Source organism: Sphaerospermopsis torques-reginae ITEP-024, from assembly GCF_019598945.1.
In the GTDB taxonomy this organism is placed as follows: Bacteria; Cyanobacteriota; Cyanobacteriia; order Cyanobacteriales; family Nostocaceae; genus Sphaerospermopsis.
Map to the genome: position 1 here is coordinate 2,778,720 of NZ_CP080598.1, position 17,954 is coordinate 2,796,673.

General features: G+C 41.3%; 16 protein-coding genes and 1 pseudogene. 1 reads left to right on the forward strand and 16 read right to left on the reverse strand.

Features of this window, described 5'->3' with window-relative positions; all coding sequences use genetic code 11:
* Nucleotides 1–289 precede the first annotated feature (289 nt).
* Nucleotides 290–856 (forward strand): annotated as a pseudogene (locus K2F26_RS13025) (ISL3 family transposase); the annotation flags it as partial.
* Nucleotides 857–1,005: 149 nt separating this feature from the next.
* Here the strand turns inward: K2F26_RS13025 and K2F26_RS13030 are convergent.
* From K2F26_RS13030 to K2F26_RS13100, 16 genes are all read right to left on the reverse strand, one after another.
* Entirely contained in the window at nucleotides 1,006–2,169 is a 1,164-nt protein-coding gene (locus K2F26_RS13030) for an O-antigen ligase family protein (protein ID WP_220608169.1), read from the reverse strand.
* A 152-nt stretch (nucleotides 2,170–2,321) separates the two neighbouring features.
* The gene (locus tag K2F26_RS13035) at nucleotides 2,322–3,632 is read right to left on the reverse strand and encodes a hypothetical protein (protein ID WP_220608170.1); all 1,311 of its coding nucleotides are present in this window, start codon (nucleotides 3,630–3,632) and stop codon (nucleotides 2,322–2,324) included.
* A gap of 180 nt (nucleotides 3,633–3,812) precedes the next feature.
* Nucleotides 3,813–4,532 (reverse strand): acylneuraminate cytidylyltransferase family protein, encoded by a 720-nt coding sequence (locus K2F26_RS13040; protein ID WP_246605607.1) that lies wholly within the window; start codon nucleotides 4,530–4,532, stop codon nucleotides 3,813–3,815.
* The gene (locus K2F26_RS13045; RefSeq protein ID WP_220608172.1) at nucleotides 4,529–5,578 is read right to left on the reverse strand and encodes a nucleotidyltransferase family protein; all 1,050 of its coding nucleotides are present in this window, start codon (nucleotides 5,576–5,578) and stop codon (nucleotides 4,529–4,531) included. The genes K2F26_RS13040 and K2F26_RS13045 overlap by 4 nt, the downstream gene beginning before the upstream one ends.
* A 14-nt stretch (nucleotides 5,579–5,592) precedes the next feature.
* A complete protein-coding gene (hisH, locus tag K2F26_RS13050) occupies nucleotides 5,593–6,237 on the reverse strand; it encodes an imidazole glycerol phosphate synthase subunit HisH (protein WP_220608173.1) in 645 nt (214 codons plus the stop codon).
* A complete protein-coding gene (gene hisF, locus K2F26_RS13055) occupies nucleotides 6,224–6,994 on the reverse strand; it encodes an imidazole glycerol phosphate synthase subunit HisF (protein WP_220608174.1) in 771 nt (256 codons plus the stop codon). Before hisF ends, hisH begins: the two co-directional genes overlap by 14 nt.
* 393 nt (nucleotides 6,995–7,387) lie before the next feature.
* The gene (locus K2F26_RS13060; RefSeq protein WP_220608175.1) at nucleotides 7,388–8,698 is read right to left on the reverse strand and encodes an N-acetyl sugar amidotransferase; all 1,311 of its coding nucleotides are present in this window, start codon (nucleotides 8,696–8,698) and stop codon (nucleotides 7,388–7,390) included.
* Nucleotides 8,695–8,820, reverse strand: coding sequence for a hypothetical protein (locus tag K2F26_RS25195; RefSeq protein ID WP_302850021.1), 126 nt, complete (start codon nucleotides 8,818–8,820; stop codon nucleotides 8,695–8,697). Before K2F26_RS25195 ends, K2F26_RS13060 begins: the two co-directional genes overlap by 4 nt.
* Nucleotides 8,813–9,454 (reverse strand): acetyltransferase, encoded by a 642-nt coding sequence (locus K2F26_RS13065; RefSeq protein WP_220608176.1) that lies wholly within the window; start codon nucleotides 9,452–9,454, stop codon nucleotides 8,813–8,815. Before K2F26_RS13065 ends, K2F26_RS25195 begins: the two co-directional genes overlap by 8 nt.
* Complete coding sequence (neuB, locus tag K2F26_RS13070) at nucleotides 9,447–10,538, reverse strand: N-acetylneuraminate synthase (RefSeq protein WP_220608177.1); 1,092 nt, start codon at nucleotides 10,536–10,538, stop codon at nucleotides 9,447–9,449. The genes K2F26_RS13065 and neuB overlap by 8 nt, the downstream gene beginning before the upstream one ends.
* A gap of 138 nt (nucleotides 10,539–10,676) precedes the next feature.
* Nucleotides 10,677–11,228, reverse strand: a complete 552-nt coding sequence (locus K2F26_RS13075; protein WP_220608178.1) for a class I SAM-dependent methyltransferase — start codon at nucleotides 11,226–11,228, stop codon at nucleotides 10,677–10,679.
* Between the two features lie 196 nt (nucleotides 11,229–11,424).
* Entirely contained in the window at nucleotides 11,425–12,591 is a 1,167-nt protein-coding gene (gene neuC / locus K2F26_RS13080; RefSeq protein ID WP_220608179.1) for a UDP-N-acetylglucosamine 2-epimerase, read from the reverse strand.
* Nucleotides 12,588–13,763: a LegC family aminotransferase gene (locus K2F26_RS13085; RefSeq protein ID WP_220608180.1), complete on the reverse strand. Its 1,176-nt coding sequence runs from the start codon at nucleotides 13,761–13,763 to the stop codon at nucleotides 12,588–12,590. The genes neuC and K2F26_RS13085 overlap by 4 nt, the downstream gene beginning before the upstream one ends.
* Nucleotides 13,764–13,777: 14 nt before the next feature.
* A complete protein-coding gene (locus K2F26_RS13090; protein ID WP_220608181.1) occupies nucleotides 13,778–14,776 on the reverse strand; it encodes an NAD-dependent 4,6-dehydratase LegB in 999 nt (332 codons plus the stop codon).
* 12 nt (nucleotides 14,777–14,788) lie between these two features.
* The gene (locus K2F26_RS13095) at nucleotides 14,789–16,597 is read right to left on the reverse strand and encodes an ABC transporter ATP-binding protein (protein WP_246605353.1); all 1,809 of its coding nucleotides are present in this window, start codon (nucleotides 16,595–16,597) and stop codon (nucleotides 14,789–14,791) included.
* Between the two features lie 196 nt (nucleotides 16,598–16,793).
* Nucleotides 16,794–17,945 carry a DegT/DnrJ/EryC1/StrS family aminotransferase gene (locus K2F26_RS13100; protein ID WP_220608182.1) on the reverse strand — a complete coding sequence of 384 codons (1,152 nt, stop codon included), beginning with the start codon at nucleotides 17,943–17,945 and terminating at the stop codon, nucleotides 16,794–16,796.
* Nucleotides 17,946–17,954 lie beyond the last annotated feature (9 nt).

The window sequence follows — 17,954 nt, forward strand, 5'->3', positions numbered from 1 at the left end:
ATTAGAATAAAAAAGCTAAATCCGAGGAAGAAGAATATCAAAACCATTGATATAGTTGACTTGGGAGACCAAATTGTTGTTGACTGTAAGAGAGAATGTTAAAAATTGGGTGAATTTACAGTCATGAATAGAAAACCGGGAATTAAAATCTTAACAGATCTTCTGGTTATAAAGGATATCAAAGGAATTTCACATCGTCAACATGAAGGGATAGGAATAATATTACAGGTCGAAGCAAATAAAAAAGAAAGTATATGTCCTCGTTGTGGAACAAAAAGTCAGAGATTACATCATGCCAAATGCTCAAGTAGTGGCGGATAGATTTCATGTAATGGTACAAATAAACAAAGAGTTAGATACAGCCAGAAAACGAGAAAAAAGAAATGTAGAGAATGCCCTTAAAAACTCAAAAAATCAACAAGAGAAAGTAGCGAAAGAGAAAATATTAGAGGGATTGAACAAAAGTAAGTATGTGTTATTGAAGAATGGGAAAGACCTAAATGATGAGCAAAAAATCAAGCTCAATCAAGTAAAACAAGTCTCCCCCTCTCTGAAAATAATGTACGAATTAAAAGAGAAAATTCGGCGAATTTTTGACAAAACTCAGGATTGGTTAAAGGGTCTATATAAACTTAGTATATGGTTGCTAAGAGCTAGAGATCATTATCCCACCAGCCATAACACCATTGTCCGTTGGTTAGATGAGATTATTGCCTACTTTGATCATCGTACAAACAGGGGTGTTGTTGAATGTATCAATAACAAACTCAAGTTGATTAAACTTTTTGCTTATGGATTTAGAAATTTCAGTAATTTCCGAGTTAGATGCTTACTCACTAGGAGATTTAAATATTAGTTTAGCATACTATGTACTGAAGAACCTAAGTTGCAAGTTCATACCGATCATGAAACCATCTTTGTATAAGGAATTGAGCAAAATTTACCATGCTCCAGCTTGAGTGGCTTGGCGGAGTAAATCTAACCAATCCTGATCATTTTTCCTTTTTAGGTAAAATTAGCTTCCTGACGAGTACGGATGAAAGTAAAAGCCGTAACATAATATACTAAAAAGTCATATGTACCTAAAAAAAGTATGCTATCCGTGAATGCTCTGAAAGTAAATGTGATTAAAATCAACAGGAGTAATTTATTACGATTAAGCAGTTTGACCATAGCCCCTAGCATCAAAAACATAAATATAATGCTTGCTATTCCAAAGCTAGCATGGAAGGCAATAAACGAGTTGTGATAATTGGAATTAAAGCTAATAACACTGGAATCATATTCTGGATTTGTTCCAAAAAGAAATCTTGTCATATTCATTTGACTAATGTAAGTATTCCATATATACTCTCGACCATCACTATCTGATAACCCTTTGGTCTCTAGACGATAGAAATAATGACTAATATCATATATTGTGTTCCCAATATCACCTCCGTTACTAAGAAAAAACATGAATAAAATACCGAGAAAAGTCATAAAAATATAGAATTTAGTATTTTTCCTGTTTTCATAGAAAGTTAATAACAAAATGCCAATGAGTAAAATAAAGCTACAGATAATACCAGACCTACCGTATGACATAACTGAGAAAATGACAGTCATTACCGCGGGTAAAACTTGTGTTTTTAACCGTGCTTTGTCACTAACTATATAAATAATTACAGAGTAAACCATCAATAGCCAAGAAACAGTATTGCGACTTGAATTTAAAAAGATTTCATTAGGGTCTATCCCATTGTAAAAGTAATATGTAAAGTAAGCAACCACAAATCCAAATAATAAATAAGTGAATGGCAATACAAAACCTGCTAAGGGTCTTCGTAGTAAAAATAAAACTATACCAATATTTGATAATATATTCGCAGAACCTAGGAATGATTCCCTATCGTTAACTAGCACATTGAGCAAAAATCCTAATAATAAAACCCCAGTTAATTGATAAACAAATTGATAACGTCTACTAAGGTAAAGAGTTTCAATGATCAAAACTGATAATCCTATGATTATAGGAAAACGTGAGAAATTTTCAGCTCCATTTGCTGTTTGGATATAAGCTATCAATCCCAAGAGAATATAAAGGCAAAATAAACCACTTAATAAGGTATTTAGGGAAAATATTGCCCTAGTCTTACTGTGATATTGATATTGAAAACCCAGTTTCATAATTGATTCGCCCGACTTACTTAGATGGATATGAAAAATTAGTGGATGTCATTATCCGTCGAATGAATTGTAAACAAGTAGAGTCAACCGCCCCACTCACAAGGTGATGGGGTCTTACGCGCAATCAATAAAGTATATTATATATATTACTATTATTGCTTATAAATTCGACCCAGCATCCATTCTACTGCTGAATTCCAGTCAGTATCAGTATTGCCACTAGTTCTAAAAGGATGACTAGAATGGCTGACGGTAGTCACCCATTTAACAATCATACCTGTGTCAAAATCTCCTAATTCTGCAAATCCTAATTCACGCAAGTCTGGGAACCAGCAAGAATGAGAGCCATTCGGTTTTAATGTGGGACACAGTAGTAAAGATTTAACTGCCATGAAGGCAGCTTCGTAGGCAGTCATGCTACCCATAGTTACATGACCAGCACAGTAACTTAAAATCAAGGGTAGGGGAAGCACGGAACTTTCTCGCCATTCGCAGTTGGGATGGTTTTGAATCAACTTATCCAAGAAACGACGATGATGATTATATTTCTTCTGTCTTAATTGGACTGGATGTAACCTGAATAACCAAAATACAGTATCACGGGTTTGCTCCACAGCATCTATTACCTGATCGGGAATGAGTCCATTGTTTAAAATCCCCGCGAACTCAGTATAAGGTCCATGATCCCCATCGTAGCCCCACTGCAAGGAAACTAGGATGATGGTTTTATCTGCCGGTAACCAAGTAGGTTTCTGTAGCCACTCTGGGGGCAATTTTTTCCTGGATTCTTCGTTGAGAAGCCTGCGAAAGAATGGATGGGGTATTTGCTTGACCTCAATACCTTGGGAATGCAGGGTACTAAAGGTTTTGCTACTGACATCATCTAGGGATAAAATTCCCGTTGGTAAGTTGCAAAGTGGTTTCTGATCCCAACCCCAAGGTACTGTAGTATAACCAATACCATGCAATAACTCCACTACAGGAATACTTCTGCATCTAGCAGCCCGACACATTGCATCTGGGGAACCAATGGTAATTACGCAACTAGGTTGTGTAATATCAAATAGCTCATGATAAAAAGTGTCGGGATTACTCAACGGTAATTTTGTATTCTTACTGAGATTGATTGATGATAAAAATGGGAAAACTTTACATATTTTTGTGTATATCACGATCAGTAGAAACCTGCGATTACCAGATGCAGGATTTCCCCAGGCTTTGTTACCTGTCAGAACTGAAAATGGATGGGCAAATTGTCGGCATACCCACCCTTTATCCATGAGGTCTTCTGATACACTATCAATTAACTTGGAATATGGTAGTCCATCCAGAGTATCTCCACGATTCACATCATGGCAGCATAGAAGAACATCGCACTTACCAAGGGACTGGTAAGTGTCTGGAAATCTAGCAGATAAAAATTTAGTTAAATAATTTTTGATTAACTTAAAGTATTTTTTCATTAGACCAATCTAGCTTGTTGGGTAATAAGCTGTTGTGCATTTAATTTGTATAAGTGAAACAGGCAAGGTGCCTGTTTCACAAGAGTTCAGAATATTAAGATTATAATTATACTATTTAGCTGTGTAAGAGCTTACCTCACAGTCGTGTATAGGGTCGCACTATCGCTGTTTTGCCCTGTGCTAAGTATGAATATTCCCAATATCTAATTTCCCATGATTTTTTTCTATAATCAGTTCGGCCATATCCAGGTCTAACTCGCTGTCGATATCTAAGGATCTGTGTAAGGGCATAACATAAGCAAGGGTATCATGACTGAGGAAAGATTTACTTTCTTTTAACCAGTCGCACTGAGCTACATATACAGCACCGTTTAATTTATAAACCCGGGGTAAATCTTGTCTCCTGAGAAAGGATTGATCAATTTTAATTAATTGCTCCATGAGTCCATTTTCTGTGATGGTGTACATCCAATATGGGTTTTCCGTTACTTCTGTCACAGAAACACAACCACTAGCCTGAGCAGCAATGCATTTTTTTATACACCCATCTATATCATTTACTTGACGTAATGGAGAGGTGGGTTGTAGTAACACTACATAATCATATCCCGGTAAAACTTCTAGCGCGTGCAGTACCGGAGCTATTCCGGGGGTGTCATCTTCAGCTAACTCCATGGGACGCTGAAATGGCACTTCACAACCCCACTCCTTAGCTACTTTGATGATTTCTTCGTCTTCTGATGAAAGAATCAGTCGGTCTAGATAATGGGACTGTTTAGCTGCTTCAATAGTCCACGCAATTAGGGGTTTTTGTCCCACTGGTCTAATGTTCTTACGGGTTACCCCCTTGGAACCACCTCTGGCTGGAATAATGGCTAACACTGTTTTACCTTGAATCATAGCCACAAATTACCAATTTCTTGATTAGCTCTTTCTAAATCGCTCATCCTACCAATATCTAACCAATATTCCCGCAGGGGATAAGCAGCAGTGGTACGAGCAGCTGCAGCCAGTTGTTGAAACAGATTGGGCATATCAAAGAAAGTTCCACTAGGTAGATAATCTAATACATCTGGAGATAGGGCATAAATACCAGAGTTAACAAAGAAACGCTGTACGGGTTTCTCTTCTATGGAATCAATTTTTGTCCCATCCATACGCACAACACCATAGGGAACCTGGAAATCGTACTCACGTACCGCCATGGTGGCTACAACATTTTGTAGCTCGTGGAACTGGAGTAAATTATCAAACCGGGTGCGGGTTAGGATATCTCCATTCATCACAATCATCGGTAAATTGGGTTTCTCTGGTAATAGGGATAAAGCACCAGCGGTTCCCAAACGTTCTTTTTCCTGTAGGTAGGAGATTTGCACCCCCCAGCGATCGCCATTTTTAAAATAGTCTTCTATCATCTCGGCTTTGTAGTTAACAGAGAGAAATATCTGTTTAAAACCCTGTTCTGCAAAGCTTTCAACGATAATTTCTAAAATTGGTTTACCCCCTACTGTCAGCAGCGGTTTAGGACATTCTTTAGTTAAAGGATATAACCTAGTTCCTAACCCCCCGGCCATGATTACCACCCAGTTAGGTCGTTGCACTGCACCAATTAAGTCATCTAAGGTTGCTAAATCCACAACCTGATTTTCTGCGTTAATTAGTGGTAGGTGGTGGATCACTTGGCGGCGCATTAATGCCAAGATTTCACTACGGGGTATCCAAGCCAGAGCCGTAGTAGGTTGAGGATTCATCACCTCACAAACGGGAACATCTAGACTCTTTCCTGACAAGATAAAGCGGCGTATATCACCATCTGTAACAATACCCGCCAGGGTCTGATCAGGTTTTAAAACTAGTGCAACCTGAAGGGCTGATTTATCTATTTTGGCGATCGCCTCTTTCAGGGAAGTTTCCGGGGAAACCACAACATCTTGCCAGTTATTCATTGCAGAAAATCCTACTATGCCAGAAACTGTCTTAATATCTTGAGTCCTACCTCACCACTTTTTTCTGGATGGAATTGGCATCCAAAAATCTGATCTCGTGCAATCACTGCTGATATCGACACACCTCCGTAGATACAGTCAGCAACACGATGATTGATATCCACTGGGTTAGCCATGAAGGAGTGAACAAAATAAGTAGACTCCCCTGGTTCTAAGGTTTTAAGGATGGTATTTTGCCAACTTAGTTTGTTCCGAGAAATAACCAGGTTATTCCAGCCAATATGGGGGATTTTTTGAGGTTCTCCCGTGGTTGAAATATCAGGTATTGGTATTACTCGACCGGGAATTAACCCTAATCCCTGGGTCAGTCCAAATTCTTCACTTTCATCTAACAGCAACTGCATTCCTAGACAAATCCCTAGAAAAGGCGTGCCGCGTCTGGCAACTTCTTTAATAACTTCAATAAGCTGAAGCCTTTTTAACTCAGCCATAGCATTGGCAAATGCCCCCACTCCCGGGAGGACAACTTTTGAGGATGCTAAAATTAGTTCAGGCTGATTGGTAATATGTACTTCTGCTCCACAGTACTCTAGCCCCCGTTGAACACTCAGTAGATTACCCACACCATAATCAATAACTGTAACTTCATGGGGTCTCATAATGTCTGACCTCAATCCCGGATAATTCTGCTACTTGACGAATTTCGCCAATGGTAGAACGCTGATAATGCAAAATATCTGCCATTGCTACGGCATCAGCTTGCCCTTGTTGTACCACTTCAATTAAGTGTTGTGGGGTACCCATACCCCCGCTGGCAATCACCGGGACCGTAACTTCTTGAGTGACTGCCTTAACTAAAGCAACATCAAATCCTTTTCGGGTTCCTTCCCGATCTACGGATGTGAGCAAAATTTCACCAGCTCCTAAAGACACTCCTTTTTTCACCCAAGCAATCACATCCAGTCCTGTTCGCTCCCGGCCATTGTCGGTATAAACTTCCCAACGTTCATGGGCAATTTGTTTAGCTTCAATGGAAAGCACCATACATTGACTACCAAAACGACGAGCAATTTCTGTAATCAAGTTGGGATTGCTGACCACTGCTGTATTTACAGCTACTTTATCGGCTCCACAACGCAATAAATGGGTGGCATCATCTACTGAACGAATGCCACCACCAACAGTTATGGGCACAAATATGTTTTGAGCCGCACTTTCAATGATATGACTGAGATTATTGCGACCATAGAGACTGGCAACACAGTCCATGTAGATAAACTCATCTGCTCCCTGTCGGTAATAGCGTTGAGCATATTCGCTAGGTGAACCCATGACCCGCAGTCCTTCTAGATGGATTCCTTTGATTAAATTAGGACCTTTGATATCCAAACGGGCAATCAAGCGAATTTTTCTCATTTGTCAACAATCAATTTCTAACAAATAGAAGTTATGTACCAGTTGAGTTCCATTAATCACTTGTCTGCTTCCATCAGCCATTTTTTGGGTAAATGACCTCAATGGGTCTGAAGCATTAGGGGCAATGTCAATATTAAGGTTGAAAGGATGAAAATTAAAATTCAAAACTTTTTAAATCAATGAATTAAGGTTCTTCAGTACCTAAGTATGCCAAAATATTAATTAAACATCAAAAATGTGTTTAAAAATAGAGGCAAAAAGCCAGAGCGCATGAAAAACACCTAAAATGTTAATAAATACCGACCGTATTTATTACTTGATAAGAGTTTCATTGTTTTGGTAAACGCAATTTAGCATAATATGTAATGAAGAGCCTGAATTAATGGCTAAGTTTCAGTAAACAGCATGGCGTAGCTTCCATTCACCATTTGCGTAGTACCACAGATGCGGAGAGCGAAACTGGTCAGTTAAAAGTTGGAAATACTCCCTATCCATAATTGGTTGTTCAAACATTTTACTGGCAATGGGAAATTCTTTCTGAGGCAAACTAAGATAACGGAAAATTTCATCAGCAAAACGTTCAGGAAATTCATGATCAAAACGCTTGACCAAAGCAACTCCCTCATCCCGTTCAATATCACCAGAGCGAATTTCTTGCGCCGCATCATAGCTAGCTCGACCAATGCCAAATTTAATGCCTGTGGTGTAATAGTGGAAGTCATCAATACGGTCATCAATGCTGTTGTACTTGCTGTATGTACCGGGTGTTCTTTCCGGTGATGCCTGAAATCCGCCATTTTCCACTGCATAGTAGTAACACCCTTGGGGATGCCACTTGAGGTAGTAACCCAAATAATGGACTTCCACTTTTCTTTCTGCTAGTTGGTTGGGATCAGCTGGTAGATAGGGCTGTAAATCATTTTGCTCCAAACCAAACTGTTCCTTCAAGTCCCTAATGGAAACTCCTCCCAAGAACACTTGGGATTGATCTGGTGCTGAAAAATAAGCCCAATCCCGCTGGGCTTTATCTGTATCACTGATGGGATTGCCATATTCGGCTTCATTTTCACCATAAAACACCAGTGGAATGTTAAATAGCAATGCCATCTTGGGAGCTAATGACTTTTGCCCAAACATAAAGGCTTGGAAAGGATGAAATAGCAATTCTGTGGAAAGTCTGGTTAACAATCTGTGAACTCGTCCGTTGGGAGTCATCAAATAATTGTCTAAACCGGCATGAATCCAGGATTGGAAGTTTTTCCATCCCCATTCAGTGTAAATGTGAGGTGCCCAAGTTACGGTTAAAGGATTCATTCCATACTTATGTTTCAACACATGGGATGCGTAAAAACTATCTTTACCTCCAGAACCTGGAACGATACAGTCATAGCTACCATCATTCTTCCTAAAACGATCGCAGAGTTGTTTTAATTGTTGTTCTCGCTCTGACCAGTCAATACTGTATTTTTTACGTTCTGCAAAGTTACACGCATCACAGACTCCATGTTCGTCGAAATTGATAGTTTTCTTTTTGCTCTGCTGGGTGTGTTGATACTCCACAGATGAGTTGGGACGCTGATTAGAAATTACACATTGGCGACAAAATTTAACTTCAGAGGGTAACCCATACAAAACATCTGGATTACTTTGTTCCTGAACAAATCGAGATAGGTCAACGGCTGTGGGATAAGAAATTATATTCATATAGTATTTGTGTGATTTACGGGTTTCAAATTTCCACTAAAAAAAAATTTCAAGTACGCGATCGCCTCTCTCAGGGAAGTTTCCGGGGAAACCACAACATCCTGCCAATTTATCTTACTCATGATTAGTACCTATTTTCACCGCAGGATTACCAACTACTATCGATCTTTCCGGTATGGACTTTGTTACCACTGCGCCCGCACCAATAATGGCATTTTCACCGATATAAACACCGGGAAGCACCACTGCACCGGCACCAATAAAGACACTATGAGCAATTTTGATATCACCACAAAGGGTTACACCGGGTGCTATAAAGCTATGTGAACTAATTACGCAGTCATGATCAATGACGGCTCCTGTATTAACAACGGTATTTTCTCCTAAAGTAACTCCTGGTTGCACAATCGCCCCGGCCATAATTTGACAACCTTCACCCAACTTCACCGTACTACTAACGATGGCTGATGGGTGTTGGATAGACTTAAAGGTAAAACCCCGGTCTTTCATAGTGTTAAATATCAGCCGTCGTTTGGATATGTAAGGATTAGCCCCTAACCCATTTGCTAAATAGGTTTGAGTGATGGACTCATTATTTAAATAGTCATCTCCCCCTAAAATAGGAACTCCCAAAACTTCCGTAAGTTGGGATTGAGGAGCTAGAACTCCCGTAACTTGGATATGACTAGCAAGAAGGGTATCTAAGACAACTTTTCCGTGACCTCCCGCACCTAAAATATAAACTGCTTTAAGCATTTAAAATTTCGTCAACGCTATAGTTATACGTGGCAAGTTGTCCTAACACTTGCCAGTATTGAAAGGGAGAAACCCCTGTACCCGGTCGCTTACAAGTCACATTGTCTTCTGTAAACACCTCACCCCGGGTAATTGCTTGAGCTGCTACCAAACTTTTACGAGCGACATCACGGTTTTTCCACTCTGAGGGTGTGGGGCGTTTAATACCATCCCCTAAGGACTGCTCCACCTCACGAATTTGTTGTACTAGCTGATTTAATTCCTGTGGCTCCAAAGATGCCCTATGGTCGGGTCCAGGTAGAGAGCGATCGCTAGTAAAATGTTTCTCAATGATTCTAGCCCCCCGTGCCACAGCAGCCAGGGAAATATGAATCCCTGGGGTGTGGTCGGAATAACCTACTGGTAAATTAAATGCGCCAGATAGTGTATCTATAATCCGTAAATTTACTTCCCCAAATGGGGCAGGATATTCAGTGGTACAGTGTAATAGGGTAACTCTTTGTTGTAACTGTTTTTGTCCTGCTGCTGAAGCAAAAGCCCGTTCAAAGTCCATTAATTTAGGTGTTATTGTCGGTGCAGTTGTGAAACCAAAGGCTAACACCCCCAAAGCTGCTTCTACTTCTGCTAATGTACTCATACCAGTAGATAGAATAATATTTTGAGAGCTACGAGCGATCGCTAATAAAAAGGGGGCATTAGTAATTTCCCCCGATGGAATTTTTATAGTTGTTAAGCCAAAGTCCTGGGTAAGGAGGTGCAAGCTGGGAATATCAAAGGGGGTAGATAGGAAGGAAATACCCCGCATCTGAGCATGATTAATTAACACCTTATGGTCAGATTTGCTCAATTCCAGCTTGCGGATCATTTCCAATTGACTTTCTGTGCGATCGGTCGTTTGAGTTTGGTACTCGGCTTTAGGAGCATGACGACTAACTAGTTTTTCGGCTTGGAAAGTTTGAAATTTAACTGCATCTGCCCCCGCATCAGCAGAAATATCAATTAGGTTTTGAGCCAGTTTGATGTCGCCATTATGATTAACTCCCGCTTCGGCGATGATAAATGTAGGATGTTTATCTGTCTTCATACAATCATTAAACCTATAGTAATATTTAGTTTTCAAAAGCCCCTATTATATTTTTACTTTAGGAGCTTTTTGGTCAAGTTCACCGGAGTAAAAGTGTATGAATTTAAAACATTCTCTGAGCAATATTGAATTAGCAACTTACTTAATGCACTCCATATAAATTGACATTTGTGGATGTGTCGAATCAAAAAGCTGAGTGTTTCTTAGAATAGGAGATACAGACTGTCCATAGCCTGAACGATAAATATTGGAGAAACTTGCGCGGAAATCCGTTTCAGCATCTGGTCCAGTTGTCACACGGAATATACCACCTGGCTTCAAAGCTCTGTATGTATCTCTGAAGAAATAAAGAACAGCCCTATCTTTAATGTGTTCAATTGTATGAGAGGTATAAACTATTTCCGCTGAGTTGCTTTCAATAGGAAGTGGAGTCTCAGACATCAGGTCATGATGCACAATTTTTTTTTGTACCTGACCATACCAGCCACTCACGTAGTCAATATTTGTCCAGAGCGGATGGCAAAAAGAGCCAGAACCAACGTTATAAAATGGTTTGCTAGCAAGAATAACGGAGTCAAATAGAGATTCATACAAAGGTAGTTGTAACGGATCTGAAAATCTCCTAACTTGAAAGCCAGCCTTGTTTATGAAAGATAATAAATTCTTTTTAAGAAGTTTCTCAATTCTCATGATTTGATAACCTAATAAAGGATTACTAAACAATAAGCACATTTAAAATGAATGCTCCAAGGTAATCGAATTACCTTTCTTCAAAGCACTATATGGCGTTTTCCAGTCTCATGCAAAGTTAGCGATGAAATTATCACTAGTTAACTAATTTGCCTGATTTTTTTAGTGAAACTATACGAGATATACTGTAAAACTATCAAACATGATCAATATCAAAAAAAGATTTCTGTGTTTGAGGTGTAACCGTTTTGAGTGTTTCTTTAATTTTGTAACTCACATTTCCTGATACATACCATGATTCTACTGATGGTAGGAGAGATTGAAATTTAGGGGAAAGTGCCTGATGAATTGCATCCATAATACTTGTACTATCTTCCGATACATCAATTATAGATTTGGCTTTTAGCCTACCCTTTTGGCGATCGCCAATATTTACTGTGGCTTTTTTCAGAGCGGGGGCTTCAGTAATTCCACTGGAGGAATTCCCCACAATTACATCTGCTTCACGCATTAAACTTAAATACCGTTGTTGACCTAGGGAAACAAATGCCTTAGCACGATGTTGATTGCTTTTCACCCATTGATCAATCTGCTCAATTAAAACTCTTCCCCCTGTGTCCGCATTGGGATAAGTTAAAATCACTGTTGCCTGAGGAAAAGCATCCAGAGCAGTTAATAACTCTCCCATGGCAATAGCCGGTGATTGTTCATCTAAAGTCACGGGATGATAGGTAACCAGAAAAATGGGTGATAGTAATTTTATTCCCAAAAACTTTTCTAGGGTTGGGCGATCGCACCAATCTAAACGCCCTAGATGATCTAGTCCTGGTGCACCTAGGTTAAAAACTCGTTCTGGGGATTCTCCCAATTGAATGACGCGCTGGCGGTAGGGTTCTGCGGCTACAAAATGCCACTGGGCAAATTTGGTAATAGCGTGGCGAATTTGCTCATCGAATGCGCCCTCTGTTGTTTCTCCCCCATGTATATGAGCTATGGGAACCCGGTAAACCATTGCTGCTTGGGCTGCTGCTAAAACTTCAAAGCGATCGCCTAAAACCACCAAAATATCAGGCTTTAATCGCTCCAAAGCATCCGCAAACCCAATCACACCCAAACCAATGGATTTTGCTATACCTACAGGTGTATCAGATGATAACAACATTTCTACCTTGGCATCAATGGTAAAACCATCAGCTTCAATTTGCTGATAGGTTAAACCAAACTCAGGGGACAGGTGCATCCCTGTAGCGATGATTTGCAACTGTAAATCGGGGTCATCAGCAATCTCTTTCATTAACCAGTAGAGCAAACCATACTCAGCCCTGGTTCCTGTGACAATACAAACTTTACGGACTACTGTCATCTCTGAACGCCTACAAGATTTGCACTACTTGGTACATTGATCAAGCTTGCTTCCAACCGCTCCGCCACAGGTAAGGGAGCATGAGGACAATTAACATACATAGGCAGCTTATGCAACAGTGTCCAAGTGGGACGACACTGATAACCTGCATCATTTGCTAATCCTAACAGGCGATCGCGCATCTCAAAACTTGGTTTTTGCAATCGTAAAGTGTTGAGCCAGTAATTACTTATACTACTTAATGGTTCAGCTACAAACTCAATACCCTTGACATCCCTAAACACTTCCTGATAGCGCCGTGCCAAGGAACGTTTACGCTGCAACAGTTCGGGTAATTTCTCCATTTGGGCACAACCCAGGGCAGCGTTCAAATTCGGCAACCGATAATTCCAAGCTACCTGATCGTGAAAAAATTCCCAGCGATGGGGCAGTTTAGCTGTAGTTGTCAAATGTTTAGCTTGTCGAGCTAATTCCTGATCATTGGTTAAAATCACACCTCCACCGCCCGTAGTAATCACCTTATTCCCATTAAAGCTCAAGGTTCCCAACAGTCCTACAGTACCCGTATGTTGTCCTTTATAAGCACTCCCCAAAGATTCCGCTGCATCTTCCACCACAGGTAAATTGTAATTATCCGCTAAAGCCAGCAGTGATGCCATATCCACAGGGTGACCATAAGTGTGCATCGGTACAATCGCTGCAATTCTTCTTCCTGTATGACGGTTAATTAACTTTCCACCTTTTTCCTGGCTACATTCCTGTAGGTACTCTCCCAAACTTGAGATATCTATTCCCAAGGTTGACCAATCACTATCAATAAAATGGGGAATCGCACCACAATGAACCACCGCATTAGCCGTAGCTACAAAGGACAAAGCTGGAATTAACACCTCATCTTCTGTTTGCACCCCTGCTAACAGCAGGGCTATGTGTAGCGCAGCAGTACCATTAACCACAGCAACAGCATATTTTGCTGCCGTGTAATCTGCCAACATCGCCTCAAAGCGGTCAACATACTTACCCACGGAAGAAACAAAGGTCGAATCTAGGCAATCTTTGACCAATTCCCACTCATTACCAGTAAATTCTGGTTCGTGGAGTGGAATAAAAGGTTTAGGCTCTCCCAATACCCTGTGTAAACCTTGTAAAAATTCCTGATCTAACCTGTCCACCCCTCAAATACCCCTCAAATATTATACTGATTGCTCTTATACCCGACTAAGTTAGCCGGATTCATAAACCATGCTGCTGTTTCTGCCAATCCGCGTTTAAAACCCTCTCGTCCACCATAAAGGGGTTCCCAACCCACAAGCCGTTTAGCCTTACTATTGTCAGCCCATAACCTGTTTACTTCACTTTTCTCAGGACGCAAGCGGACATCATCAGTTTCTATTTCTATATCAACACCCATAGCCTCGGCAATTAAATTAACCGTGTCACCAATAGAAATTTCAAAATTACTACCGATATTAATCACCTCTCCCACAGAGTTTTGGGATTCTGCTATGGTAATAAATCCTCGCACAGTATCTTTAACGTAATTAAAATCCCTAGTGGGATGTAAGGCTCCCAATTTAATTTTGCGATTTCCATTGGCAATTTGCGTAATTACCGTAGGAATAACCGCCCTAGCTGACTGTCGTGGTCCGTAAGTGTTAAAAGGACGAATAATAGACACAGGTGTACCAAAAGAGCGGTAAAAAGACATGGCTACTTGATCAGCCCCTATCTTACTGGCAGAATAGGGAGACTGACCTTGCAATGGATGCTCTTCTGTAATTGGTACAAATTGAGCCGTTCCATAAACCTCACTGGTAGAGGTATGAACGACTTTTTGCACACCCAATTCCCGCGCAGCCTGAACCACATTGAGAGTACCTGTAATATTAGTATCGACATAGGTAGCAGGGGAATGATAGGAGTAAGGAATAGCAATCAGGGCTGCTAAGTGTAAAACAATGTCACATCCCTGCATGGCAGATTTAACACCGTAAGGATCACGAATATCCCCGGAAAATACCTCTAAACTATCAAGGATTTCCTTGGGAGAATGGTCGAGCCAACCCCAGGAATTGAAAGAGTTGTAAAGAACGAAAGCACGAACCTGATAACCTTGACTGACCAAAGACTCTGTAAGATGAGAGCCAATAAAACCATCAGCACCTGTAACTAAGATTGTTTTCATGAATTAATATTTTTACTCCACACCACTCAAAGCCATAGTGCGAAAACTGGGACTATTAGCCAATAATTCCTCATAAGTTCCCTGTGCCACCAAACGACCCTGATCCAAATGAAAAATGCGATCGCATTTCTGTACCGTCGTCAACCGATGGGCAATTAAAATCACCGTCAGTTGATGACTCAACCCCTCAATAGCCCCCATCACCTCCCGTTCTGTCTCATTATCCAAGGCACTGGTCGCCTCATCTAAGACAATCACTGATGCCCGTTTATATAATGCCCTGGCGATGCCAATACGCTGCCGTTGACCGCCCGACAAACGAATCCCTCGTTCTCCCACTATTTCCCCATAACCCTCAGTCCGACTTTCAATGAAGTCGGCAATTTGAGCTAATCGTGCCGCCTGCCGCACCCGATCCAGATCAATTTCACTGCGGGGAACCCCAAAAGCGATATTCTCTGCCACAGTAGCATCACTGAGAAAAATACTCTGGGGTACATGGGCAATGGTACGCTGCCAACGGTGTAAACGTTCCCCTATCAAGGCTGCGCCATCCACCAACACTTCCCCCCGTTCTGGCTGTAATAGACCCAAAATCATATCCGCAGTGGTACTCTTACCACTACCGGTAGTTCCTACAAAACCAACTGTAGTATTAGCCTTAATCTGTAAACATAGGTCTTGTAATACCCAGGGTGTAGAGTCTGTATAACGAAACCACACCCCTTGTAAGCGCAACTCATTGTCTAGAGGTTGACCCACCCCAGAACCCAGGGAAACCTGGGACACAGGCATGGACAATCTCCGCAATACGTTTTGCAGAGATACCTGATTCCCACGTATATTAACCAGGGCGTTAAAGCTAGTCTGCAATGCTGGCAATAACCGATTGGCTGCCAAGGTCAAAGCTCCCAATGTGGGTACTACTTGAGCCAACTGCTGCTGATCATAGGACATAGATACAGCGATCAGGGCAATGGTAACCATAGCCACAGCCTCTATTAAATACCGAGGCAACACACCAATGAAGGCATTATTTGCAACCGCCACACGGGTGGGACGATACGCCTGATCATAGCGGGTGACAAACATCCCCTGATTACTCTCAAGCAACACATCCCGAATTCCTCCTAATCCCTCTTGGAGATATTTCACCACAAACCGACTTTGACTACTGATGATCTTGCTATTTCGGGCTAGTGCGTGGCGAGTGTTCCGCAGCAAAATAACATAAGTTATCCCCAAAACTGCCGCCGTACTTAGGGCAACTCCCAGATTAATTGCCAAAATTGACAGCACCAAAGCTAGTACAATTATACTATTAACCACCAGATTCAGAACAGCTGGTAAAACAGATGAACTCACACTCTGAAGATCCTGGGTAATATCGGCAATTAATTCATTACTACTATGACGCACATGAAAACTGTAAGGTTGTAACAGGGTACGACGATACACTTCACAACTCAAATCACTGGACACCATTGCCGAAAATCGTAACTGCCAGCGCAATGTCAGCAGTCGCAACCCATTAGCCAAGACTACCGCCGATCCAAAGCTCCCCCCTAACCACGCCACCAGTTGAAAAGTATTAGTTACCCCCAACTGCACCCAAAGGGGTTGCAAAGTCGGATTCAGCACACCCTCGGCATTACTCAATGCACCTAGGAATGGTAACACAGCCCCCAAGCTTACTACCTCACTTGCCGCCGTCACTACCATCAGCACTAGTAACCATAACATTTGTCTTTGCCGAGCTAAAGGTAACAAATGATATAATTGCCGCAGGTTTTGTATCAGGGATGCTTGTTTTTCTATCATCTTAGATGGCTTGTTGACTGCTTGGGGGGAAGATGTTGATTAATCAATGAAATTCTGTGTTGAGGATGTTTTCAACCGGAAATATTTGAGTTTCAATACAACCTAGTTTATTTTTAGGCAGACGGACATATTCACTTGCTGTCAAATCGGAGGGAAGTCGGATCATTAGGAAATGATTTTAGCCTCTGATAAAGTCCTATTTCATAGCCTTATCTACAGCCTTAACAACCACCTCAATTTTCTCAGACTCCAACTCCGGCCAAATGGGCAAACTCAAAACCTCCGTAGCTAACAAATCACTAACCGGGTTAACAGAATACTCCCCTTGATAAACAGGTAACTTATCCTGGGGAATGGGATAATAAATCATGGAGCCAATGCTCTCACCAGCCAAGTACTGCTGTACACTGTCACGATTATCGCCGATTATCCTAATGGTATACTGGTGAAACACATGACCATCGGTAATTACTGGAGTAATCACACCCGAAACATCAGCCAACAAATTATTGTAAATTTTAGCCGCCTGTCGCCTCCCCTGATTCCACTGGTCAATATACTGTAGCTTCACCCGTAAAATCGCCGCTTGCAGGGTATCTAACCGGGAATTGTAGCCCAATATCTCATTGTGATATTTCTTTTTTGCCCCATGTACTCGCAACATCCGGGCTAATTCTGCCACTTGGTCATCATTTGTGACTACCATGCCCCCATCCCCATAACAGCCCAAATTCTTAGAAGGGAAAAAGGAATAAGCACCTACATCACCAATAGTTCCGGTGAACTTACCTTGAATAGCATCCCTAGTACTTTCTTGACAATCCTCCTTACATCCAGGACAGCCACCGTAATACCTAGATCCAAAAGATTGGGCGCAATCTTCAATTACCTTTAACCCATACTCCTGGGCAATATCCATAATTTGCCCCATCGCAGCGGGATTACCATAGAGATGCACAGGCATAATCGCCTTGGTATTAGGTGTGATATGCTTCCTAATAGCTTCTGGGTCAATGTTAAAACTCTGGGGGTCAATATCAGCAAAAATTGGCTTTGCACCCACGGTACTGATAGATTCAGCAGTAGCAAAAAAAGAAAATGGGGTAGTAATTACCTCATCCCCCACTCCAATACCCAGAGCGCGTAAACCAATCACCAAGGCATCTGTGCCGGAGTTAACAGCAACTGTATGTTTTACCCCTAAATACTCTGCCACCTCCTGCTCAAACAGCTTGACATCAGGCCCCATAATAAATTGGCCAGACTCCAAGACTCGATTCATCGCTGCTTGCACTTGGTCTTGAATTTGCTCGTACTGAGGTTTGAGGTCAAGAACGGGGATTTTCATAATAGTGTC